This window comes from Nocardia sp. NPDC003482 (assembly GCF_053588115.1).
Genome location: NZ_JBSFPI010000019.1, coordinates 31,454 through 52,934 on the forward strand (window position 1 = coordinate 31,454; position 21,481 = coordinate 52,934).

The 21,481-nt window shown below is 69.6% G+C and carries 22 protein-coding genes; 6 read left to right on the forward strand and 16 right to left on the reverse strand.

All coding sequences use genetic code 11. The features are described 5' to 3' along the window. Window positions 1-191: 191 nt before the first annotated feature. Genes hsaA through hsaB form a run of 4 tightly spaced genes read left to right on the forward strand, consistent with a single transcriptional unit; the run spans window position 192 to window position 3,716 of the window. Window positions 192-1,355: a 3-hydroxy-9,10-secoandrosta-1,3,5(10)-triene-9,17-dione monooxygenase oxygenase subunit gene (hsaA, locus tag ACWDSJ_RS26985; RefSeq protein ID WP_450035154.1), complete on the forward strand. Its 1,164-nt coding sequence runs from the start codon at window positions 192-194 to the stop codon at window positions 1,353-1,355. Further along, window positions 1,355-2,230 (forward strand): 4,5:9,10-diseco-3-hydroxy-5,9,17-trioxoandrosta-1(10),2-diene-4-oate hydrolase, encoded by an 876-nt coding sequence (gene hsaD / locus ACWDSJ_RS26990; RefSeq protein WP_450035155.1) that lies wholly within the window; start codon window positions 1,355-1,357, stop codon window positions 2,228-2,230. The genes hsaA and hsaD overlap by 1 nt, the downstream gene beginning before the upstream one ends. Window positions 2,231-2,232: 2 nt before the next feature. Further along, window positions 2,233-3,138 (forward strand): iron-dependent extradiol dioxygenase HsaC, encoded by a 906-nt coding sequence (hsaC, locus tag ACWDSJ_RS26995; RefSeq protein ID WP_450035157.1) that lies wholly within the window; start codon window positions 2,233-2,235, stop codon window positions 3,136-3,138. A 5-nt stretch (window positions 3,139-3,143) separates the two neighbouring features. Next, window positions 3,144-3,716, forward strand: coding sequence for a 3-hydroxy-9,10-secoandrosta-1,3,5(10)-triene-9,17-dione monooxygenase reductase subunit (gene hsaB / locus ACWDSJ_RS27000; RefSeq protein WP_450035288.1), 573 nt, complete (start codon window positions 3,144-3,146; stop codon window positions 3,714-3,716). 86 nt (window positions 3,717-3,802) lie between these two features. Here the strand turns inward: hsaB and ACWDSJ_RS27005 are convergent, their stop codons facing one another. The 5 genes from ACWDSJ_RS27005 to ACWDSJ_RS27025 are packed head-to-tail and all read right to left on the reverse strand — an operon-like array spanning window position 3,803 to window position 7,257. Then, on the reverse strand, window positions 3,803-4,096 hold the full coding sequence (locus ACWDSJ_RS27005) for a helix-turn-helix domain-containing protein (protein WP_450035159.1): 294 nt from the start codon (window positions 4,094-4,096) through the stop codon (window positions 3,803-3,805). Next, entirely contained in the window at window positions 4,089-4,445 is a 357-nt protein-coding gene (locus ACWDSJ_RS27010; RefSeq protein WP_387368299.1) for a type II toxin-antitoxin system RelE/ParE family toxin, read from the reverse strand. The genes ACWDSJ_RS27005 and ACWDSJ_RS27010 overlap by 8 nt, the downstream gene beginning before the upstream one ends. Window positions 4,446-4,501: 56 nt before the next feature. Further along, entirely contained in the window at window positions 4,502-5,539 is a 1,038-nt protein-coding gene (gene dmpG, locus ACWDSJ_RS27015; protein WP_450035160.1) for a 4-hydroxy-2-oxovalerate aldolase, read from the reverse strand. Window positions 5,540-5,549: 10 nt separating this feature from the next. Next, window positions 5,550-6,461 carry an acetaldehyde dehydrogenase (acetylating) gene (locus tag ACWDSJ_RS27020; protein ID WP_450035161.1) on the reverse strand — a complete coding sequence of 304 codons (912 nt, stop codon included), beginning with the start codon at window positions 6,459-6,461 and terminating at the stop codon, window positions 5,550-5,552. A gap of 10 nt (window positions 6,462-6,471) precedes the next feature. Next, the gene (locus tag ACWDSJ_RS27025; protein ID WP_450035162.1) at window positions 6,472-7,257 is read right to left on the reverse strand and encodes a 2-keto-4-pentenoate hydratase; all 786 of its coding nucleotides are present in this window, start codon (window positions 7,255-7,257) and stop codon (window positions 6,472-6,474) included. A 130-nt stretch (window positions 7,258-7,387) separates the two neighbouring features. Between ACWDSJ_RS27025 and kstD the strand changes: the two genes are divergently transcribed. Next, entirely contained in the window at window positions 7,388-9,097 is a 1,710-nt protein-coding gene (gene kstD / locus ACWDSJ_RS27030; protein WP_450035164.1) for a 3-oxosteroid 1-dehydrogenase, read from the forward strand. An 11-nt stretch (window positions 9,098-9,108) separates the two neighbouring features. After that, window positions 9,109-9,972, forward strand: coding sequence for a MaoC/PaaZ C-terminal domain-containing protein (locus ACWDSJ_RS27035; protein WP_387368289.1), 864 nt, complete (start codon window positions 9,109-9,111; stop codon window positions 9,970-9,972). A gap of 132 nt (window positions 9,973-10,104) precedes the next feature. Here ACWDSJ_RS27035 and ACWDSJ_RS27040 read toward each other — a convergent pair whose 3' ends face one another. The 11 genes from ACWDSJ_RS27040 to ACWDSJ_RS27090 all read right to left on the reverse strand — a co-directional run bounded on the left by ACWDSJ_RS27040 (window position 10,105) and on the right by ACWDSJ_RS27090 (window position 21,409). After that, window positions 10,105-10,548: a hypothetical protein gene (locus ACWDSJ_RS27040; RefSeq protein ID WP_387368287.1), complete on the reverse strand. Its 444-nt coding sequence runs from the start codon at window positions 10,546-10,548 to the stop codon at window positions 10,105-10,107. Then, the gene (locus ACWDSJ_RS27045) at window positions 10,545-11,819 is read right to left on the reverse strand and encodes a DUF58 domain-containing protein (protein ID WP_387368285.1); all 1,275 of its coding nucleotides are present in this window, start codon (window positions 11,817-11,819) and stop codon (window positions 10,545-10,547) included. The genes ACWDSJ_RS27040 and ACWDSJ_RS27045 overlap by 4 nt, the downstream gene beginning before the upstream one ends. Next, window positions 11,816-12,778 (reverse strand): AAA family ATPase, encoded by a 963-nt coding sequence (locus ACWDSJ_RS27050; protein WP_387368284.1) that lies wholly within the window; start codon window positions 12,776-12,778, stop codon window positions 11,816-11,818. The genes ACWDSJ_RS27045 and ACWDSJ_RS27050 overlap by 4 nt, the downstream gene beginning before the upstream one ends. 34 nt (window positions 12,779-12,812) lie before the next feature. Beyond that, window positions 12,813-13,316, reverse strand: a complete 504-nt coding sequence (locus ACWDSJ_RS27055; protein ID WP_387368282.1) for a hypothetical protein — start codon at window positions 13,314-13,316, stop codon at window positions 12,813-12,815. Further along, the gene (locus tag ACWDSJ_RS27060) at window positions 13,313-14,242 is read right to left on the reverse strand and encodes a DUF4129 domain-containing protein (protein ID WP_450035167.1); all 930 of its coding nucleotides are present in this window, start codon (window positions 14,240-14,242) and stop codon (window positions 13,313-13,315) included. The genes ACWDSJ_RS27055 and ACWDSJ_RS27060 overlap by 4 nt, the downstream gene beginning before the upstream one ends. A gap of 228 nt (window positions 14,243-14,470) precedes the next feature. Continuing rightward, window positions 14,471-15,646 (reverse strand): lipid-transfer protein, encoded by a 1,176-nt coding sequence (locus ACWDSJ_RS27065; protein WP_387368278.1) that lies wholly within the window; start codon window positions 15,644-15,646, stop codon window positions 14,471-14,473. Continuing rightward, a complete protein-coding gene (locus tag ACWDSJ_RS27070; RefSeq protein ID WP_387368276.1) occupies window positions 15,643-16,059 on the reverse strand; it encodes a MaoC family dehydratase in 417 nt (138 codons plus the stop codon). The genes ACWDSJ_RS27065 and ACWDSJ_RS27070 overlap by 4 nt, the downstream gene beginning before the upstream one ends. Continuing rightward, window positions 16,056-17,000 (reverse strand): bifunctional MaoC family dehydratase N-terminal/OB-fold nucleic acid binding domain-containing protein, encoded by a 945-nt coding sequence (locus tag ACWDSJ_RS27075; protein ID WP_450035170.1) that lies wholly within the window; start codon window positions 16,998-17,000, stop codon window positions 16,056-16,058. Before ACWDSJ_RS27075 ends, ACWDSJ_RS27070 begins: the two co-directional genes overlap by 4 nt. A gap of 8 nt (window positions 17,001-17,008) precedes the next feature. After that, window positions 17,009-18,178 carry an acyl-CoA dehydrogenase family protein gene (locus ACWDSJ_RS27080; RefSeq protein ID WP_450035171.1) on the reverse strand — a complete coding sequence of 390 codons (1,170 nt, stop codon included), beginning with the start codon at window positions 18,176-18,178 and terminating at the stop codon, window positions 17,009-17,011. Further along, window positions 18,163-19,230 (reverse strand): acyl-CoA dehydrogenase family protein, encoded by a 1,068-nt coding sequence (locus tag ACWDSJ_RS27085; protein WP_450035173.1) that lies wholly within the window; start codon window positions 19,228-19,230, stop codon window positions 18,163-18,165. Before ACWDSJ_RS27085 ends, ACWDSJ_RS27080 begins: the two co-directional genes overlap by 16 nt. Before the next feature lie 25 nt (window positions 19,231-19,255). Next, window positions 19,256-21,409: an acyl-CoA dehydrogenase family protein gene (locus tag ACWDSJ_RS27090; protein ID WP_450035174.1), complete on the reverse strand. Its 2,154-nt coding sequence runs from the start codon at window positions 21,407-21,409 to the stop codon at window positions 19,256-19,258. Between the last annotated feature and the right edge of the window lie 72 nt (window positions 21,410-21,481).

The window sequence follows — 21,481 nt, forward strand, 5'->3', positions numbered from 1 at the left end:
TGGAAGTACTAGAACACGTTACAAAAAACTCTGCCGCGACGCCAGCTATTGCCGTGACGACCAGGCAAGGGGCAATGTTTCCATCGAGCGGATACCCGTTCTCGACATGAATAAGAACCTGTTCTAGTCTCAGTGACAGGATCAACCGGGTACCCCGGTCCGAAGACGACCAGGCAGGAGCAGCCCCCGAGATGACGCAAGAAGTAACAGAGCGGGTCGAAGCGCTGTTGCCGATGCTGCGCGAGCGAGCGCAGGAGGCAGAGGATCTACGTCGCATCCCCGACGAGACGATGAAGGCGCTGGCCGAGACCGGTTTCTTCCGGCTCGTGCAGCCCCGGCAGTGGGGCGGCCTGGCCGCCGACCCGGTCGTCTTCTACGACACCGTGCGCAAGATCGCGAGCGCGTGCGGGTCCACCGGCTGGGTCGCGGGCATCATCGGCATCCACAACTGGCACCTCGCGCTGTTCGATCAGCGTGCGCAGGAAGAGGTTTGGGGCACCGACAGCACCGTGCGCATCTCCTCGTCCTACGCCCCGATGGGCGCGGGCGTGGTGACCGACGACGGGTACCTCGTCAACGGGTCGTGGAACTGGTCCTCGGGCAGCGATCACGCCGACTGGACCTTCGTCGGCGGGCCGGTCATCAAGGACGGCAAGCCGGTCGACTTCGGCAGCTTCCTCATCCCGCGCAGCGAGTACCGCGTCGACGACGTGTGGAACGTGGTGGGCCTGCGCGGCACCGGCTCGAACACGCTGGTGGTCGAGAACGTCTTCGTGCCGCGTCATCGCTTCCTGTCCTACAAGACGATGAACGAGCTGAAATCGCCTGGGCTGGAACACAATACCGATCCGGTGTACAAGATGCCCTGGGGCACCATCCATCCCACCACCATCTCCTCGCCGATCGTGGGCATGGCCTACGGCGCGCTGGAGGCGCACGTGGAGCATCAGGGCAAGCGCATCCGCGCCGCCTACGCCGGGGAGAAGGCCAAGGACGATCCGTTCGCCAAGGTGCGCATCGCCGAGGCGGCCAGCGATATCGATGCCGCCTGGCGGCAGCTGTCGGGCAATGTGGCCGACGAGTACGCGTTGTTGGTGGCGGGCAAGGAGATTCCGTTCGATCTGCGGGTGCGGGCGCGGCGCGATCAGGTCCGCGCCACCGGGCGCGCGATCGCCTCGATCGACAAACTCTTCGAGAGCTCCGGCGCGACGGCGCTGGCCAACGGCACTCCGCTGCAACGGTTCTGGCGCGACGCGCACGCCGGGCGGGTGCACGCGGCCAACGATCCCGAGCGGGCCTACGTCATGTACGGCACGCACGCGTTCGGCTTGCCGGTGACCGACGGGATGGTGTGATGACCTCGACCGCCGAACTGACCTTCGAGTCGACCTCGCGGTACGCCCAGGCGCGGCCGGATCTGCGCCTGCACTACCACGAGGCGGGCGTGGGCAACGGTCCGACGATCGTGCTGCTGCACGGCGGCGGGCCCGGCGCCTCCTCGTGGTCCAATTTCGCCCGCAATATCCCGGTGCTGGCCGAGAGCTTCCATGTGCTGGCCGTGGATCAGCCCGGATTCGGGTTGTCGGACAAGCCGATCGAGCATCCGCAGTACTTCGTGCACAGTTCGTCGGCGCTGCGGGATCTGCTCGACGCGCTCGGGGTCACCGGGCGGGTGCACCTGCTGGGCAATTCGCTGGGCGGCGGGACCGCGGTGCGGTTCGCGCTCGATTATCCGGATCGGGCGGGCAAGCTCGTGCTGATGGGGCCGGGCGGGTTGAGCACCAATCTGTTCGCGCCGGATCCGACCGAGGGCGTGAAGGCGCTGGGGCGGTTCAATGTCGAGCCGACGCGGGAGAACATCGAGAACTTCCTGCGGATCATGGTGTTCGACCAGTCGCTGATCACGCCGGAACTGGTCGAGGAGCGGTTCGCCTCGGCGTCGACGCCCGAGGCGCTGGCCGCGACCCGGGCCATGGGGAAGTCCTTCGCGGGCGCGGATTTCGAGAAGGGCATGCTGTGGCGGGAGGCGTACAAGCTGCGTCAGCCGGTGCTGCTCATCTGGGGCCGGGAGGACCGGGTCAATCCGCTCGACGGGGCGCTGGTGGCGCTGAAGACGATCCCGCGGGCGCAGTTGCACGTGTTCGGCGGTTGCGGGCATTGGGCGCAGCTGGAGAAGTTCGACGAATTCAACCGTCTGGCAACGGATTTCCTGTCGCCGAAGGAGAAGTAGCAATGGGCATTCGATCGCTCGGTTACATGCGCATCGAGGCCACCGACATGGCGGCCTGGCGCGACTACGGGCTCAAGGTGCTCGGCATGGTCGAGGGCAAGGGCGGCGATCCCGACGCGCTCTACCTGCGGATGGACGATTTCCCCGCGCGGCTGGTGATCGTGCCCGGCGAGCGGGACCGGTTGCAGATCTCGGGGTGGGAGACCGCGAATGCCGAAGAGCTGCAGGATGTTCGGGATCGGCTGGAGGCCGCGGGGGTGCCCTACAAGGAGGGCACGGCCGAGGAGCTGGCCGATCGGCGGGTGTTCGAGCTGATCCGGTTCGAGGATCCCTCGGGCAATGTGCTCGAGGCGTTCCACGGGGTGGCGCTCGAGCATCGGCGGGTGGTGAGTCCGTACGGGCATCGGTTCGTGACCGGGGAGCAGGGGCTCGGGCACGTGGTGCTGAGCACGACCGACGACAAGGCGGCGCTGCGGTTCTATCGCGATGTGCTGGGGTTCCGGCTGCGCGATTCGATGCGGCTGCCCCCGCAGGCCGTCGGGCGGCCCGCCGACGGGGAACCGGCCTGGCTGCGGTTCTTCGGGTGCAATCCGCGGCATCACTCGCTGGCGTTCCTGCCGATGCCGACGCCGAGCGGGATCGTGCATCTGATGGTCGAGGTGGAGAACTCCGACGATGTCGGGCTGTGCCTGGACCGGGCGTTGCGCAGGAAGGTGAAGATGTCGGCGACGCTGGGGCGGCACGTGAACGACAAGATGCTGTCGTTCTACATGAAGACACCCGGTGGTTTCGACGTCGAATTCGGTTGTGAGGGTTTGGAAGTCGAGGACGCCGACTGGGTCGCGCGGGAGTCGACCGCGGTGAGCCTGTGGGGGCACGACTTCACGATCCAGTTCAAGCAGGGGTGAGCGAGATGACGGACGGCCCGGCCGCGATCGACCCGCGTCGGTTCCGGAATGTGCTGGGGCAGTTCTGCACCGGCATCACGGTGATCACGACCCTCGACGCCGAGGGCGCCCCCGTGGGCTTCGCCTGCCAGTCGTTCGCCGCGCTCTCCCTCGACCCGCCGCAGGTGCTGTTCTGCCCCACCAAGGGCTCGCGCACCTGGGCGGCCATCGAACGCGCGGGCCGCTTCTGCGTCAACGTCCTCGCCGAGGAACAACGCGAGATCTGCGCCCGCTTCGGCTCCCGGGAACCCGACAAGTTCGCCGGAATCCCCTGGCGCCCCTCGAACCTGGAGCTCCCGCTCCTGGACGACGCCCTGGCCACCATCCAGTGCACCGTGGCCACGGTCGTCGACGGCGGCGATCACCACATCGTGATCGGCCGGGTGGAGGCCCTGTCGGAGTCCACCGACTCCGGCAGGCCGCTGCTGTTCTACCGCGGCCAATACACCGCCATCGAACCCGACAAAACCACCCCGGCCCCCTGGCGAGCCGACCTGGAACACTTCCTCACCACCACCACCCAGGACACCTGGCTCTGACCTGGACCTCATGCCCCACGCCGATCGCATCCAAGACCGGTCCCGACCCTCGCGGGTTGGACAGTTTGCTCCAGGCCGCGGTGGTTCTAGGCCACCCGGGGGCGTACCTGGACCACGAGGTCGGCGTCGAGGGCGTGGGCGAGTCGTTCGAGCACCGGGAGGCTGGGGACGGTTCCGCCCGCTTCGAAGCGGGCGACCGCGGATTGGGTCATACCGGCGCGGTCCGCGAGGCCGCTCTGACTCCAGCCGCGGTCCTCGCGCATCCGTCGAATGGTTCGCCCGAGTTCGTACGCGAGTCGCGTCACCTCGTACGCCTCGGCGGCGCCGGGCTCCCGCATTCGACGGTCGCGCAGTTCTGTCCAGTCGGAACGCTCAGCCATCGATCTCATCCTCCTCAGCGGAGTGCCGCGCCCTGACGCAGCGCTCCATGGCACGTCGCGCCCGCTCGATCTGCGCACGCTCACGCATCCGCGTCTTCACGAACACGGTCAGCAGTATGATCCGCCGCCCCGGAGCGATCCAGTAGGTGACACGCACCTGCCGACTGTCGAGATGGAATCGAAGCTCACGCAACTTGCCGTCGAGCTGCCGGGTGTAGGGCTCACCCAGCAGCGGCCCCTCCTCGGCCAGCAGGTCGATGTAGAAGGCCGCTCGGGCGAACTCGTCCGCGGGCAGGCGCTCCAGCCACGTACGTATCTCCGATTCCAGCTCGACGGTACCCCAACCCATAGCACGAATGCTATACGCCCAGCTGAGTGGTCATACCTTTTTCACATAACGGGGCCTCAGGCTGTGACGGCTTGTTGTTCGCGTTGGAGTTCCAGGGCGATGTCGATCAGTTGGTCTTCCTGGCCGCCGACGAGTTTGCGGTGGCCGGCTCGGACGAGCATTTCGGCGGCGGAGACGTTGTAGCGTTCGGCTTGGCGTTCGGCGTGTTTGAGGAAGCTGGAGTAGACGCCGGCGTAGCCCATCATGAGGGATTGGCGGTCGAGGAGGCATTCGGTGGGCATGGCGGGGCGGACGACGTCTTCGGCGGCGTCGGCTATGGCGTAGAAGTCGATGCCGGTCCTGATGTTCAGCTTGTCGCAGACGGCGACCAGGGCCTCGACGGGGGTGTTGCCCGCGCCCGCGCCGAAACGCCTTGCGCTGCCGTCGATCTGGGTGGCTCCGGCGCGGATGGCGAAGACGGAGTTGGCGTTTCCGAGGTCGAGGTTCTCGTGGCCGTGGAAGCCGACCTGGGCGTCGTTCCCGAGTTCGGCGACCAGGGCCGCGACGCGGTCGGAGACCTGTTCCAGGACAAGGGCGCCCGCGGAGTCGACGACGTAGACGCACTGGCAGCCCGCGTCGGCCATGATGCGGGCCTGCTTGGCGAGGACCTCGGGAGGCTGGCTGTGCGACATCATCAGGAAGCCGACGGTCTCCAGGCCCAGTTCGCGCGCGAGGCCGAAGTGCTGGATGGACACGTCCGCCTCGGTGCAGTGCGTGGCGATGCGCACGATCGAGGCCCCGTTGTCCTGGGAGATCTTGATGTCCTCCTTGACCCCGACGCCGGGCAGCATGAGCACCGCGATCTTGGCCCGCTTCGCCGTCTCGGCGGCGATCGTGATCAGTTGCTGCTCAGGGGTTTTGGAGAAGCCGTAGTTGAACGACGAGCCGCCCAGCCCGTCGCCGTGGGTCACCTCGATCACCGGCACGCCCGCGCCGTCGAGCGCGGCCACGATATCGCGCACCTCGGTGGCGGTGAACTGGTGGCGCTTGTGATGCGACCCGTCGCGCAGCGAGGTGTCGGTGACGCGGATGTCGAGTTCGGAAGAGTAGGGCATGGCGGTCTCCTTAGACCCGGGCCGACAGGATCTGGTCTGCGATGACGTCACCGACGCGGGTCGCGGCGGCGGTCATGATGTCGAGGTTGCCCGCGTAGGGCGGCAGGAAGTCCCCCGCGCCCTCGACCTCCACGAACACCGAAACCTTCGCCAGCCCACCGGAAACCACCGAGGGCTCGTCGAACTGCGGCTCGTTGAGCAGCCGGTACCCGGGCACGTACTGCTGGATGTCGGCGACCATCCGATGGATCGACTCGGCGATGGCGTCGGTGTCGGCGTCCTCGGGGATCGCGCAGAAGATGGTGTCGCGCATGATCATCGGCGGTTCGGCGGGATTGAGGATGATGATCGCCTTCCCGCGCTGGGCACCGCCGATGGTCTCCACACCGCGGCTGGTGGTCTTGGTGAACTCGTCGATGTTCGCGCGCGTCCCCGGCCCGGCCGACACCGACGACACCGAGGCCACGATCTCCGCGTAGGGCACCGCGACCACCCGCGACACCGCCGCCACGATCGGAATCGTGGCCTGCCCGCCGCAGGTGATCATATTGACGTTGGGCGCCTCGAGATTCGCGTCCAGGTTCACCGGCGGCACCACCGCGGGCCCGACCGCCGCCGGGGTCAGATCGACCGCCCGGATCCCCGCCTCGGCGTACCGCGGCGCGGCCTCGCGATGCACGTACGCCGAGGTCGCCTCGAAGATCAGCTCCGGCAGTTCGGACCGGGCGAGCAGCCAGTCCACCCCCTCGTGCGAGGTCTCGAGCCCCAGCCCGGCCGCGCGCTTCAGGCCCTCGCTCGCGGGATCGATGCCGATCATCCAGCGCGGCTCGATCTTGTCCGAGCGCAGCAGTTTGTACAGCAGATCGGTACTGATGTTGCCGGAGCCGACGATGGCGGCCGCGACCTTTCCGTTGGCAGGCACTCGGATCTCCTCAGCTGAATTTCAAACGGACGGAACCGAGTCCGGTGAACTCGGCGTGGAAGTCGTCGCCCGGCCGGGCGTCGATGGCGCGGGTGCACGAACCGGGCAGCACGATGTCCCCGGCGCGCAGCCGCACCCCGAAGGAGGCGACCTTGCGGGCCAGCCACGCCACCGCGACGGTCGGATCGCCCAGCACCGCGTCGCTGCGGCCCTCGGCGACCACCTCGCCGTTGCGGGTCAGGCGGGCGTCGATGGCCTTGATGTCCAGCAGGTCCGGGGCCACCCGCTCGGGGCCGAGCACCCAGCCCGCCGAGGAGGCGTTGTCGGCGATGGTGTCGCACAACGCGATTCGCCAGTCCTTGATGCGGGTGTCGATCAGCTCGATCGCGGGCGCGTAGGCGACGGTCGCGGCGAGCACGTCGGCCTCGGTGCACTCCTCCCCCGGCAGATCCGCGCCGAGCACGAAGCCGACCTCGACCTCCACCCGCGGATACAGGTACCGCGAGGTGTCCACCGGGGCGTCGGTGAACACCTCCATCTCCGCGAGCAGATGCCCGTAGTCCGGTTCGTCCACGCCCATCATCTGCTGCATGGCCTTCGACGACAGTCCGACCTTGTGCCCGATGATCCGCGCGCCGCCCGCGATCCGCTCGCGAATGTTGATCAGCTGGATCTCGTAGGCGTCGACGACATCGATGTCGGGATACCGCGCGACCAGCGGGTCGATCGGCACCCGGTCGCGCTCGGCGAGCGCGAGCTCGGCGGCCAGTTCACTCCGTACCGCATCCGACAGCACGCCACTTCCTTCCACTGGGGGCCGGTCCGCGCCCGAGATCGAAAACTGAAACGAGTTTTCCTGCGATTTCTCGCTCCAGCCGTCCCTTCTGCCAGATCAATATAGACCGAACCTGTGCCGATTCTATAACGTGTTCTACATGAGTGATCGGGAATACGATGTGGTGGTGGTCGGCAGCGGCGCCGCCGGAATGACCGCCGCCCTCACCGCCGCGCACCACGGCCTGCGTGTGGTGGTCCTGGAGAAGGCCGAGCACTACGGGGGGTCGACCGCGCGCAGCGGGGGCGGCGTGTGGATCCCGGGGAACAAGGCGCTGCTCGCGTCGGGCCGGCCCGACGATCGGGAGGAGGCGCGCAAGTACCTGTACAACATCATCGGCGACGTCGTGCCCAAGCAGCGGATCGACACCTACATCGACCGCGGGGCCGAGGCGCTGAACTTCGTGCTCGACCACACCCCGCTGAAACTGCGCTGGGTGCCGGGCTACTCCGACTACTACCCCGAGGCGCCGGGCGGTCTGGCGCAGGGCCGCTCGTGCGAGCCGAAGCCGTTCGACGCCAAGGTGCTCGGCGACGAGCGCTTCAAACTGGAACCCCCCTACAGCAAGGCGCCGCTGAACGTGGTCGTCACGCAGGCGGACTTCGTGCGGCTCAACCTGATTCGACGGCACCCCAAGGGCATGGCGCGCGCCCTGCGGGTCGGCGCGCGCACCTATTGGGCCAAGTTCACCGGTAAGCATCTTCTCGGTATGGGTCAAGCGATTATCGCGGCAATGCGCAAGGGCCTTCTCGATGTCAATGTACCCGTTCTCCTCAACACCCCGCTGACCGGACTGCTGGTGGAGGACGGCCGGGTGGTCGGCGTCGAGGCCACCCAGGACGGGAAGACCGTGGCGTTCCGGGCCCGGCACGGGGTGATCCTCGGCGCGGGCGGCTTCGAGCACAACGCCGAGATGCGGCACCGGTACCAACGCGAACCGATCGGGACCGAGTGGACCACGGGCGCGAAGGCCAATACCGGCGACGCCATCCGCGCGGGCATGGAACTCGGTGCGGCCGTGGACATCATGGCCGACGCCTGGTGGGGCCCGACCGTGTTCAAGGGCGGTAAGCCGTGGTTCGCGCTGGCCGAGCGCAATCTGCCCGGCGGCATCATCGTCGACACCGCGGGCAAGCGGTTCTTCAACGAGTCCCTGCCCTACGTCGAGGCCGTGCACAAGATGTACGGCGGCGAATACGGCCAGGGCGACGGACCCGGCGAGCACGTACCCGCCTGGCTGGTGTTCGACCAGCGCTACCGCAACCGCTACATCTTCGCGGGACTGCAACCGGGACAACGGATTCCGAAGCGGTGGATGGAGAACGACAACATCGTCTCCGCGCCCACCCTGCCGGAGCTGGCCGAGCGCATCGGCGTGCCGGAACAGGCCCTGGTCGATACGGTCACGCGCTTCAACGCCTTCGCCGAGACCGGGGTGGACGAGGACTTCGGCCGCGGGAACAGCGCCTACGACCGCTACTACGGCGACCCCACGGTCAAGCCGAATCCGTGCCTGGCCGCGCTGGTGCAGGGCCCCTACTACGCGGCGAAGATGGTGCCCGGCGATCTCGGCACCAAGGGCGGTCTGGTCACCGACACCGCGGGCCGGGTGTTGCGCGCCGACGAGACCGTGATCGAGGGCCTCTACGCCGCGGGCAACACCTCCGCGCCGGTCATGGGCCACACCTACGCGGGTCCGGGCGCGACCATCGGACCGGCGATCACCTTCGGCTATCTGGCGGTGCTGGACATCGTGGACCGCGCGAAGCGGCAGCCGGTGGCCACCGAGGCGAGCAACTAGGAGACAGCGTCATGCCGATCGACCCGAAACTCGCTCTGGGAGCGGCGCTTCCGAGCCAGGAGTTCGCCTGGTCGCCCTCCGACGTCCAGCTCTACCATCTGGGCCTGGGCGCGGGGGCGCGCTGGACCGACCCGGCCGAACTGCGCTACCTCGACGACCGCGACCCGCGGGTGCTGCCGACCTTCGCCACCGTCGCGCACACGCTGCGCATGACCGAACCGCCGCGGGTGAGCTTCCCGGGCGTGGAGATCGACCTGGCGAAGGTGGTGCACGGCAGTCAGGAGATCGTGGTGCACCGCCCGCTCCCGGCCGAGGGCAAGGCGTCGAGCACGGGGCGGATCAGCGAGATCTGGGACAAGGGCTCGTCGGCGGTGATCGTGCAGGAGACCACGGTCACCGGTTCGGACGGCGCGGCGCTGTGGACCGCGCGGTCGTCGATCTTCGCGCGCGGCGAGGGCGGCTTCGGCGGCGAGCGCGGTCCGAGCACGAAATCCGAATTGCCCGATCGCGCACCGGATTTCGATGTCGCCACGCCCACCCTGCCGCAGCAGGCGCTGCTCTACCGCCTGTGCGGGGACCGCAATCCGCTGCACTCGGATCCCGAATTCGCCAGGGGCGCGGGGTTTCCCGATCCGATCCTGCACGGGCTGTGCACCTACGGCATCGTCTGCAAGACGGCCGTGGACACCGTGCTGGGCTCGGACACGAGCCGGGTCACCGGTTTCCGGGCGCGCTTCGCGGGGGTGCTCTATCCCGGCGAGACGATCCGCTCGCGGATGTGGCTCGGCACCGGTGAGGTGATCATCGCGGCCACCGCGCCCGAGCGCGACGACGCGCCGGTGCTCGGGGACGTGCGGCTGACGTTCAGCTCCTGAGCGGACTCAGTGCTCGGGAAATCCCGTCGCGAACAGAACGGCGATGGCGATGGAACTGGCGACGGCGACAACGGGAATCAACCACATGGGCGTAATACTACATGAAGTAGTATTACGCCCTGTCGTCTCAGCCTACCGATCGGTCGACTCCGGGGCCGGTTCGGGGGTCACCCCGCGCACGACGCCCGCGTAGGCGAGGATCACCAGAACCGGCGCGGCCAGCGGTAACCAGGCGAAATGCGCGGGCACCACGCTCGCGGCAACGGCCGCGCCGGTGGCGATCAGCGCCCCGGCGACCGAGGGCAACGTGGTGGGAACCACACCTTTCGGCGCGTGCACGGTCGCGATGTTGAGCAGATACGTCGTGGCGACCACGCCGGTGGCGGCGGCGACCGGCGCGCCGGGGTCGGCCCAGGCGAGGGCGCCCAGCGCCACGAACACCGCGCCGACCGCGCAGATCCGCCACCACCAGCCCGCCACCACGAGCGCGGCCGCGGCGAGCGCGGCCCAGGGCAGCGCGACGGCCACCGCCACGGTCAGCAGCAGCCCGGACAACACGGCGAGGAATCGGGTCATCGCTTCACCCGCACCACACGGCGATGCGCGGGCAGCATCCGCACCACCTGATCGAGCCGGGCGTCCTCGGGCCAGGGCACGATGTCCACCCCGACCGTGCCCATGTCCCGGTACATGGCGGCCCGTTCGAGCTGCCACATCCGGGCCAGCGTGCGATCCAGGCCGTCGCGGAAGGGCGTGCCGCGCAACACGTCCACGACCACCACCACGTGTCCGCGCTTGCGCAGATCGATGAGCGCGAGCGCGAACTGGGTGTCGAGCAGCGTGGAGAAGGCCACCACGATCGCGCCCAGCGGCACCGCGGTGTGCGGGGCCAGCGTGCCCGAGGTGACGATGTGCTCGTCGCCGACGTCGAGCACGGTGTCCACGATCCGGTAGAACTGCCGCCGCCCGATGTCGGGCCGCAGCCAGCGCGGGGCCTGCCCGAGGCACACCACGGCCGTGCGGTCCCCGGCCTGCAGGGCCGACTGCGCGACCTGGGCCGCGCCGCGCACCGACAGTTCCAGCGAATCCGAGGCCGGGCCCGGGGCCTGCAACGAGGTGTCCACCAGCACGACCACATCGGCGGCCCGGTTGGTGAGCCGCTCGGTCACGAACAGCCGCCCGCGGCGCGCGCTCACCGCCCAGTTCACCGTGCGCAGCTGATCGCCCGGCGCGTAGACGCGGATGTCGGCGTATTCGACGCCGGGCCCGTGCCGCCGGGTCAGGTGGGTGCCGATGCGCTCGGGAAGTTCGGTGCGCGGCAGGCGCATTCGCTGCGGATCGGCGATCGGGTACACGTAGACCTGTCCGGCGGGCAGCGACACCGAGGCCACCGCGAGCCCGGCCGGGCTGAGCGCGGTCACCCGGACCCGGACCGGATAGCGGCCCCAGCGCGCGGTGGACAGGGCCAGCCGCAGCCCGGCCGGGGTGAGGCCGGAGTCCACCGCCTCCTCCACCCGCACCTCGATGCCCTCGATCGGTTCGGGTTTGCAGCGCAGCAGCGCGTGCCCGTCCTCGACGAACGCCGCGACCGGCAGCACCACCTCCTCGGATTCGAAGCAGCGCAGCACGCCCGCGCCGTCGACCTGAATCCTGGTGCGCGCCGACTGCATCGGGGCGCTGGCGAGCACGCCGAGCATGGGCGCGGCGAAGATCAGCAGCTGCCAGCGGCCGAGGATCACCGCCAGGGCGAGCGCGGGCGCGGCCGCCCCGGCCAGCATGAACACCAATGCCGCCGGGCGCCAGCGCAATTCGGCCTCGGCGATCGAGGTGACGTCGCGATGCCTCATGGCACGCTGGCGCGCGGGACCGGTAGGCGGCGCAGCAGTTCCCCGATCACGTCCTCGCCGCGGATGCGGCGCACCCACATCTCCGGGCGCAGCGTGATGCGGTGTGCCACCGCCGGAATCGCCAACGCCTTGACGTCCTCCGGGATGACGTAGTCGCGACCCATGAGCAGCGCGCGGGCGCGGGCCATCTGCACCAGATCCAGTTCCGCGCGCGGGCTCGCGCCCACCTCCACCTGCGGATGGCCGCGGGTGGCGGCGGCGAGCGCCACCACGTAGGTGACCACGTCCGGATGCACGGTCACGTATTCGACGGCCTGGCGCATCTCCAGCAGCCCCTGGGCGTCGACGACCTGACCGACCTGCGGCGGCACCGCGCCGCGCTCGAGGCGGCGGCGGATCATCTGGGTCTCGTCCTCCTCGGACAGATACCCCAGCCGCAACTGCACGGCGAACCGGTCGAGCTGGGCCTCGGGCAGCGGGTAGGTGCCCTCGTACTCGATCGGATTGTCGGTGGCCAGCACGATGAACGGCTGTGGCAGCGGGAAGGTTTCGCCGTCGATGCTGACCTGCCCCTCGGCCATGGCCTCGAGCAGGGCCGCCTGCGTCTTGGGCGGGGTGCGGTTGATCTCGTCGGCCAGCAGCATGTTGGCGAAGACCGGACCGCGCCGGAAATTGAACCGGCCCGAGTTCATGTCGTAGATCGTCGAGCCGATCAGATCCGCGGGCAGCAGGTCCGGGGTGAACTGGACGCGGGTGAACTGGAGGCCCAGCGCCGCGGCGAAGGACCGCGCGATGAGCGTCTTGCCCAGGCCGGGCAGATCCTCGATGAGGACGTGCCCGCCCGCCAGCACCGCGACCATGATCAGTTGCAGCTCTTCGCGTTTGCCGACCACCACGCGGGATATCTCGCGCAGCACCGCCTCGGTGCGTTTGATGGTGACGTCCATGGGAGTCGTCATATTCGAATTCGAAGTCACACTCGTAGCACCTTTTTCACATCGACTGCAGTCGGCGCAGGATCTCGTCGAGGGCCGCCCGGCCGGGCGCCCGCGAAGTCTGGTCGCGCAGCGCGGAATCGGCGGGATCCACCCAGCGCCACAGCTCCGGGCCGAACTGCATGAGTCCGGCGGCCTCGGTCGCCCGGCGATTCTTGGCGATCCGATGGCCGCTGGACAGCTCGAACTCCTTGGCCAGCAGGGGACGCAGATGGCGGTCCCAGTCCGCGCGCGAGCCGTCGGCCCGGTCGGCCAGCATCTGCGCGCGGGCCCGCCACCGGCGCAACATCTCGGCGGGGCCGTTCTCGATCTCGTTGTCGGCCGGATCCTTTCGACTCGCGGCGCGGGCGCCCTCGACCAGCGACCAGGCCAGCAGGCCCAGCGCGACCACCAGCGGCGCCGCCACCAGCAGCGGGATCAGGTCCCGTCGCTCGGCGGGGGCCGCCAGCTCGACCAGCGCGATCACCACGATCGCGCCGCCCACGATCATCGAACGCCTCACCGGACCTCTTCTCCCTGCAGATCCCGCAGCACGATCCGCAGCAGCTGCTCGGCGCGCATGCGCTGCCACTCCAGCATGGCGTGCGGGCTGAACCGGGCCTCCTCGAACAGCGCGACCAGTTCGCGGGCCGAGGCGTCGTGCAGCGCACCGCGTTCGAACGCGCGGGCCAGCACCTCGGAGGGGGTGTCGGAGATCAGCGGCGCGACCTCACGGGCCAGGGCCAGGCCGCGTTCCATCGCGACATAGCAGGCGATGATGGCCTCGCGGGCGTCCTGCCCGGAGGCGATCATGGCCGCCAGACCCATCTCGGCCACCTCCGCGAGCGAGACCGGGGGTTCGGCCGCCGCCGGGGCGGGCGCGTCGTCGGGGGCGGCCGGGCGACGACGGGTGCTCACCGCGACCACCACCAGTCCGACGAAGGCGGTGGCGATCAGGGCGCCCGCGGTCGCGCCGACCAGGACCAGGGTGCGCCCGGTGAGATGCGGTGTGCCCGAGAACGGATGGGGGTCCGGCGGGGTGGTCGGCACGGCGGTGGTCGGGGCGGGGCGCGGCGCGGGGGTCTCCGGGGTGGCGGACCCGCCCGGGGCCAGCAGCCGGATCGACCACGCGATCGCGCCGCACACGGCCAGCACGGCGAGCACCACCAGCAGCGCCAGGCCCATCCGGCGCAGTCGACCGGGGCGGCGTTCGCGGTCCCGATCCCGCTCGGGCAGCGCCAGCGGGAGCCGGTGCTGACTGGTGAGCACGCCCGCGAGCAGGATCACCACCGACACCAGCGACAGCACCGGCATGAGCGCGACGGTCACCGCCGAGGGCGGCGAGACCGCGTGCGGCCCAGCGGTTCCCGGGACGAAGCCGCGCAGGGCGAACACGGCCAGCACCAGCAGCACGATCGAGCCGATCGCGCGCGGTATCGCCGTACCCACCCGGCCCACTGGCCTCTCCCAAAGTATTCGCAACTGCCGGAAACAGCCACATCGTTACATGCCGCGCGGTTCGCCAGCAGGAGAATCGGAAACACCAGGTCGATTCCATATACGGTTGTGAATGGGCACAACCGATTCCCCCTACCGGCTTCCATCCGGCACAGAACGCAATTTCGCATTCGCCATTCGAAAGCGACTGTGCGCAATGGTTTTCCGGGCGAAGACCGATCAGTTCGTGGTGAGCACCAGCCCGGAGGTGGGCACCCCGGTCCCGGCGGTGACGACCATGTTGGTCACGTTCTCGACCTGGTTGACCGAGGTGCCGCGCAGCTGCCGCACCGCCTCGGAGATGCCGTTCATGCCGTGGATGTACGCCTCGCCGAGCTGACCGCCGTGGGTGTTGAGCGGCAGCCGCCCGCCCACCTCGATCGCGCCGTCGGCGATGAAATCCTTGGCGTCGCCGCGGCCGCAGAATCCGAGTTCCTCGAGCTGCATCAGCACGAAGGGCGTGAAGTGGTCGTAGAGAATCGCGGCCTGCATGTCGTCGGGCCGCAAACCGCTTTGCGCCCAGAGTTGTTCGCCGACCAGACCCATTTCCGGCAGCCCGGTCAGGGCGTCGCGGTAGTAACTGGTCATCACGTACTGATCCGCGCCCGAGCCCTGCGCGGCGGCGGCGATGACGGCCGGGCGCTGCGGCAGATCCCGCGCCCGCTCGGCGCTCGTGATCACCAGCGCGACGCCGCCGTCGGTCTCCTGACAGCAGTCCAGTAGGTGCAGCGGTTCGGCGATCCAGCGCGAGTTCTGATGATCCTCCAGGGTGATCGGCTTGCCGTAGAAGTGCGCGGCCGGATTGACCGCGGCGTGTTTGCGATCCGCGACCGCCACCCGGCCGAAGTCGGCACTGGTCGCCCCGTAGACGTGCATGTAGCGCCGGGCCACCATGGCCACCTGCGCGGCGGGCGTGCCCAGCCCCTGCGGATAGGCCCACGCCGCGTCCACGCCCGAGGAGGTCGGCGCGGTGGCCAGCTGCGTGGAGAACTGGCCGAACCGGTGCCCGGACCGCTCGTTGAACGCCCGGTAGGCCACCACCACGTCCGCGATGCCGGTGGCCACGGCCATGGCCGCCTGCTGCACGGTCGCGCAGGCCGCGCCGCCGCCGAACGGGATGTTGCTGAAGAACGTCAGATGCGGGATGCCCACCGCCCGCGCGACCGCGGCCTGGGTGTTGGTGTCCATCGTGAACGTCGTCAGCCCGGTCACGTCCGCGGGCGTCAGTCCGGCGTCGGCGAGCGCGGCCGAGACCGCCTCGGCCGCGAGCCGCAACTCGCTGCGCCCGGAATCCTTGGAGAAGTCGGTCGCCCCGATGCCGACGATGGCGGCCCTGCCGCTGATCGAATTGCTCACGCCCGCTCCCGAATCGCGATGACGACCTGTGCCCGGATGTGGTCGCCCAGGCTGTCCCGGCCGACCACCTCGATGTGGATCTCGTCGCCCTCGACCGCGGTCACCGTGCCCGACAGCGTGAGGGTGTCGCCCGCGTAGAGCGGCACGCCGAGCCGCAGCGCGTTGGACCGCATCACCGCGGCGGGCCCGGCCCAGTCGGTGACGAACCGCTGCACGATGCCCATATCGGTGAGGATGTTGACGAAGATGTCCTTGGAGCCGCGCGCCACCGCCTTGTCGCGATCGTGGTGCACGTCCTGGAAGTCCCTGGTGGCCAGGGCCGTCGAGACGACGAAGGTGGGGTCGGCGTGCACGACCGCCTCGGGCAGGGCCGTGCCCACCGCGACGGTGGCCGGATTCAGCGTGGCGGTCATGCGAGCACCTTCCAGTACGGCAGCACGGTGTCGTCGTCGAGCCGCTCGAAGGCCACCTCGACGGGCAGATCCACCCGCACCCGATCGGGTTCGACGCCGCGCAGCTCGCCCAGCATCCGCACGCCCTCCTCGAGTTCGACCAGCGCGACCACGTACGGCAGGCTCCGGCCGGGCACCTTCGGGGCGTGGTGCACGACGTAGCTGAAGACGGTGCCCTTGCCGGAGGCGACCACGTAGTCGACCGGTTCGGCCTTGTCCTGCCACAGCGCCGGAACCGGCGGATGCCGCAGGGTGCCGTCGGGCAGCCGCTGGACGCGCAGTTCGCCGAGTTTCGCTCCGGCCCAGAAGAATTCGGTGTCGAGCGAGACGATCGGACGGACGCGCTTGCTCGGATCATCCTGCGGTGCGGCGGGTTTCGCGGTGCCGGGCGCGAATTTCAGCATCCGGAAACGCATTTCGGTGACCGCCTCGTCGCCCACGTACCAGGTCAGCACATAGGTCGCGAACCAGCCCTCGCCGAGCGCGGTGCGCTTGGGGCCCACCAGATCCTGCAAGCGGGTGCGGGCCCGCGGGCGCTCGCCCAGCCGCAGGTACCGGTGATAGGTCTGCTCGCAGTTGGTGGCGACCACCGAGGTGTACCCGGCGCGGTCGAGCAGGTCGTTGACCGCGTTCATCGGATCGTCGGCGGGTCGCGCGCCGTGCAGGCCGGGCATCGTCCACACCTGGGCCATGGCGGGCGGGGCGACGATGCCGGGATGTCCGGCCGCGCGCGCGGCCTCCTCGTCGACGTAGATCGGATTGCGATCGCCGATCGCCTCGACCCAGTTGTTGATCATGGGCTGGTTCACCGGGTCGCGGGCGAGGCGCGGCGCGCTCTCCCCGGCCGCCTCGGCGCGCGCGCCCGCGGCGCGAATCTCGTCCGCTGTCAATGCTTCCGGCACGGACACTCCTATCTCGGTACGCGGGGCAGTCGCAGGCCCGCGGTGGCGATCAGCTCGCGCATGACCTCGTTGACGCCGCCGCCGAAGGTCACCACCAGGTTCTGTTTGGTGCGCCGGTCCAACCAGCCGAGCAGCTCGGCCGTGGCCGGGTCGGCGTAGTCGCCGTGGCGGCCCACGATCTCCTCGGCGAGGCGGCCCGCCTCCTGCAACGCCTCGGTCGAATAGACCTTGGTGGCCGAGGCGTCGGCGATCACGCCCATGGGATCGTCGGCGGCGTGGTCGGCGCTCGCGGCGACCTGCCAGTTCAGCAACTCGTTCTGCCGGACCATGGCGTGCATGCGGCCCAGCGAGCGGCGCACATCGCTCTCGCCGAGCACGCCGCGCCGCTGCGCCCAGTCCCGGACCCGGTCGTAGAGCTGCTCGATCTTGCCGGACGGGCCCAGGCTGACCCGCTCGTGGTTGAGCTGGGTGGTGATCAGCTTCCAGCCCCGGTTCTCCTCGCCGACGAGCATGTTCGCGGGCACGCGCACATTGTCGAAGTAGGTGGCGTTGGTGTGGTGGGCGCCGTCGCAGGTGATGATGGGCGTCCACGAGTAGCCCGGATCCCTGGTGTCCACGATGAGGATCGTGATGCCGCGGTGGCGGGATTCGACCGTGCCGGTGCGGCAGGCCAGCCACACGTAGTCGGCCTCGTGGGCGCCGGTGGTGAACACCTTCTGGCCGTTGACGATCCAATCGCCGTTCGCGTCGCGGACCGCGCTGGTGCGCAGCGCCGCGAGATCGGTTCCGGCCTCCGGTTCGGAGTAGCCGATGGCGAAGTGCACGTCGCCGGACAGGATGGCGGGCAGGAACTTCCGCTTCTGCTCCTCGGTGCCGAACTCTTGCAGCGTCGGCCCGACGGTCATCAGCGTCACCAGCGGCAGCGGCACATCGGCGCGAACCGCCTCGTTGTAGAAGATCTGCTGTTCGACCGGTCCGAAGCCGTGCCCGCCGTACTCCTTGGGCCAGCCCACGCCGAGCCATCCGTCGCCGCCCATCCGCCGCACCACCGCGCGATAGGCGTCGCCGTGCCGGTTGACCGCCATCTCGGCCTCCTCCTCGGGAGTGACGAGATCGGCGAAGTACGAACGCAATTCGTCGCGCAGCCGGCGCTGCTCCGGGGTCAGGTCGATGAACATCGGGCTCCCAAACGGTCCAGCCGGAACGACGCGCCGCCGAGCCAGCGGGCGATGTCCTTGGCCTGTGAGTAGTAGCGATGCAGGGGATGGGTCACGTCGACGCCGATGCCGCCGTGCAGGTGATGACACTTCTGCAGGGCCGCGGGCAGGTCGGCGGCGACGGTGTAGGCCAGCACGTCCAGATCGTCGTCCACGCGGGCCCGCAACTCCGGGCTCGGATCCGCTTGCGCCAGCGCCCAATTCGCCGACGCCGCCGCGACGTGCAGGGTCCGCGAGGTGACGTACAGATCGGCGATCTGCTGGGCCACCGCCTGGAATTCGGCCAGCGGTCTGCCGAACTGGTGCCGGGTCCGGACGTGTTCGGCGGTCAGGGTGAGCGCGCCCTTGAGCAGACCGTCGGCCACCGCGCCCAGACACGCCACCGCCGAGCGGTGCAGATCGGCGAGACCCGCGCTCGGCAGCAGATGGTCGGCCGGGATGCGGGCGTCCTCGAAACGCACGGAGAATTCCGGCATTCCGGTCGAGGCGGGCGATGGCGTCAGGGTCATGCCCGGCGTGTCCGCCTCGACCACCGCGATCCCCGAATCGGTCGGCACCAGCAGCCATTTCGCCTGCGCGGCATAGGGCACGGCGACCTTGTGGCCGCGCAACCGCACCCGATCGCCCTCGGTCACCGCGGTCGTCGCGGGCTTGGGCGCGAAGGGCGCGCCGGGCTCGTTCAGGGCCGCCGTGAGCACCGCGCCCTCGGCGACGGCCGGAAAGATCCGCTCCGCCAGCGTGTCCGGCGCGGTGCGCAGCAGCGGCAGCACACCGAGGCCCAGCGTGGCGAGCGCGGGCAGTTGCGCGGCGTCGGTGGCCAGTTCGGTGAGCAGCACGCTCACCTCGAGCAGTCCCAGGCCGTCGCCGCCGAATCGCTCGGGCAGCGCCACGATCAGCAGACCGCTGTCCACCAACGCGGGCCACAGCGCCATATCCCGGGCGCTGTCGCGTTCCAGCAGATTCACGACAACCTCGGCGACCGCGTCCTGGCTCTCGTCGTAATCGAAATCCATTCAATCTCCCCGTTGAGGTGTGGATTCAGCCGTGCGTTTCGCGCGGGAGCCCGAGAATCCGTTCACCGGCCACGGTCAAAAGGATCTGCTCGGTGCCCCCTGCGATCGACAAGCAGCGCGTCAGCAAGAATTCTTTCACCACATCCGATTCCCGCGCGCCCACCACACCAGCGAGTTCCACGGCGAATTCGGCGACCGCCTGCCGGTGCCGGACGCCGACCAGTTTGCGTACGCTGCTCTGCGGTCCGGGGTCCACCCCGGCCAGCATGCGCTGGGCCGCTCGGGTTTCCACGAGCAGCCCCGCGACCGCGTCGGCGACCAATCCGCCGAGCCGGTCCGCGATCAATTCCGCGCCCGGTCCGGCGGTCGGAGCCGTTTCGATCAATCGCTCGAGTTCGTCGCCGATTCCGCTTCCGCCCATGGCGACTCGTTCGTTCGACAAAGTGGAGCGCGCGATTTTCCAGCCCGCGCCCAATTCGCCGACCAGACCGTCGTCGGGGACGAACACATCGTCGAGGAAGACCTCCGAGAAACGCGCCTCGCCGGTGATCTGCACCAGCGGCCGCACCTCGATCCCCGGACTGCTCATGTCGACCAGGAAATAGCTGATGCCACGATGTTTCGGCGCGGCGGCGTCGGTGCGGGCCAAACAGATCGCCCAGTTCGCGACATTGGCCAGCGAGGTCCACACCTTCTGACCGCGCAGCCGCCAGCCGCCCTCGGTCCGGGTGGCCGTCGTGCGCAGCGCCGCGAGATCCGAACCCGCGTCCGGCTCGCTGAACAGCTGGCACCACACCACCGACCCGCGCAGCGTCGGCTCCACGAAGCGTTCGATCTGCTCGGGCGTGCCGTACTGCAACAGGGTGGGCACCGCCCAGTTGCCGATCTGGATGTCCGGCACGGTGATTCCCGCGCGGCGCACCTGTTCGTCGATGAGCGAGCGCAGGATCGGACCCGCGCCCCGCCCGTACGGCGGCGGCCAGTGCGGGGCGAGCAGCCCGGTGTCCACGAGGGCGTCGCGGCGCCGGTCGATCGGCAGCGCGGCGATCCGGGCGAGATCCGCGGCGAGTTCGGCGGCCCCGGCCGGGTCGAGTCCGACCGCGTCCCAAGCGGATTCGCCGACGCCCTCGTCCAGGACCGGTTCCAGTCCGACGGTGCGGCGCATGCCCGCCCGCACGAGTTCGGTCACCCGGGCCCGCCAGCGCGCCGAACCGCCGAGCAGCTGGCGCAGAGCGACCGCCCGGCGCAGATACAGATGGGCGTCGTGCTCCCAGGTGAAGCCGATGCCGCCGAGCACCTGGATGCAGTCCTTGGCGGTCTCCACGGCCGCGTCGAGCGCGACGGCCAGGGCGATGGCGGCGGCCAGCGGCAGTTCGTCGGTGCGCGCGTCCACCGCGGCCGCGGCGTCGGCGGCGACCGCGCGAATCAGCTCGGTGCGGCACAACATCCACGCGCAGATGTGCTTGACGGCCTGGAACTCCCCGATCCGGCGGCCGAACTGCTCGCGCACCTTCGCGTACTCGGTCGCGGTCTCCAGGCACCAGCCCGCGATCCCCGCCAGTTCGGCGGCCACCAGGGCGGCGATGAGATCGGTTGCGTCGTAATCGGTTTCGAACAGTTGCCCGGGGGTGATCCGGACGGCCGCGCAGGTGACCCGGGCCAGGGGGGTGGACGTGTCCAGGGGCGGATGGGGTTCGACGGTGAGGCCGTCGGTCCCGGCGGGGAGCAGGGCCCAGCGACCGGAGTCCACCCGGAGCAGCACCGCGGTGCCCGCGGCCGCGCCCAGCACGGTCTCGAAGGTCCCGCTCAACTCGAACGCACCGGACCCCTTGGCGGACACCGCGATCGGATCGCCCAGCGAGATGCCGCACGGCACGTCCTCGGCGAGTGCACCGTTCGTCACCAGACCGGCGAGCGCGGTCGCCGAGACGGGCCCGCCGACCAGATCGTGCGCGGCCTGTTCGAGGAGCACGGCCAGGTCGGCGACCGAACCCTCGGCGTCCCCGCCCGCCTCGGGCACGGCGACGCGGAAGATGCCCAGCCCCACCAGGCTCGGCCAGTACTCCCGCCAGTGCTCGGGGCCGCCGTGGCGCAGTGTTGCAATCGGCCGGATCGACGCGGCCCATCCGCGCATCGACTCCTGAACCGCTTTATGCTCGTCAGTGGTGGCGATGCTCACACCGCATACCGCCTTTCCGGCGTGACTCCCACACCTAGAACATGTTCTAATATTCCATCCGGGCGGAAGTCA

Coding starts and splice junctions, on each gene's coding strand:
- hsaA (WP_450035154.1), top strand. CDS start 192: ATGACGCAAGAAGTAACAGAGCGGGTCGAAGCGCTGTTGCCGATGCTG.
- hsaD (WP_450035155.1), top strand. CDS start 1,355: ATGACCTCGACCGCCGAACTGACCTTCGAGTCGACCTCGCGGTACGCC.
- hsaC (WP_450035157.1), top strand. CDS start 2,233: ATGGGCATTCGATCGCTCGGTTACATGCGCATCGAGGCCACCGACATG.
- hsaB (WP_450035288.1), top strand. CDS start 3,144: ATGACGGACGGCCCGGCCGCGATCGACCCGCGTCGGTTCCGGAATGTG.
- ACWDSJ_RS27005 (WP_450035159.1), bottom strand. CDS start 4,096: ATGGCTGAGCGTTCCGACTGGACAGAACTGCGCGACCGTCGAATGCGG.
- ACWDSJ_RS27010 (WP_387368299.1), bottom strand. CDS start 4,445: ATGGGTTGGGGTACCGTCGAGCTGGAATCGGAGATACGTACGTGGCTG.
- dmpG (WP_450035160.1), bottom strand. CDS start 5,539: ATGCCCTACTCTTCCGAACTCGACATCCGCGTCACCGACACCTCGCTG.
- ACWDSJ_RS27035 (WP_387368289.1), top strand. CDS start 9,109: ATGCCGATCGACCCGAAACTCGCTCTGGGAGCGGCGCTTCCGAGCCAG.
- ACWDSJ_RS27040 (WP_387368287.1), bottom strand. CDS start 10,548: ATGACCCGATTCCTCGCCGTGTTGTCCGGGCTGCTGCTGACCGTGGCG.
- ACWDSJ_RS27045 (WP_387368285.1), bottom strand. CDS start 11,819: ATGAGGCATCGCGACGTCACCTCGATCGCCGAGGCCGAATTGCGCTGG.
- ACWDSJ_RS27050 (WP_387368284.1), bottom strand. CDS start 12,778: ATGACGACTCCCATGGACGTCACCATCAAACGCACCGAGGCGGTGCTG.
- ACWDSJ_RS27070 (WP_387368276.1), bottom strand. CDS start 16,059: ATGACCGCCACGCTGAATCCGGCCACCGTCGCGGTGGGCACGGCCCTG.
- ACWDSJ_RS27080 (WP_450035171.1), bottom strand. CDS start 18,178: ATGTTCATCGACCTGACCCCGGAGCAGCGCCGGCTGCGCGACGAATTG.
- ACWDSJ_RS27085 (WP_450035173.1), bottom strand. CDS start 19,230: ATGGATTTCGATTACGACGAGAGCCAGGACGCGGTCGCCGAGGTTGTC.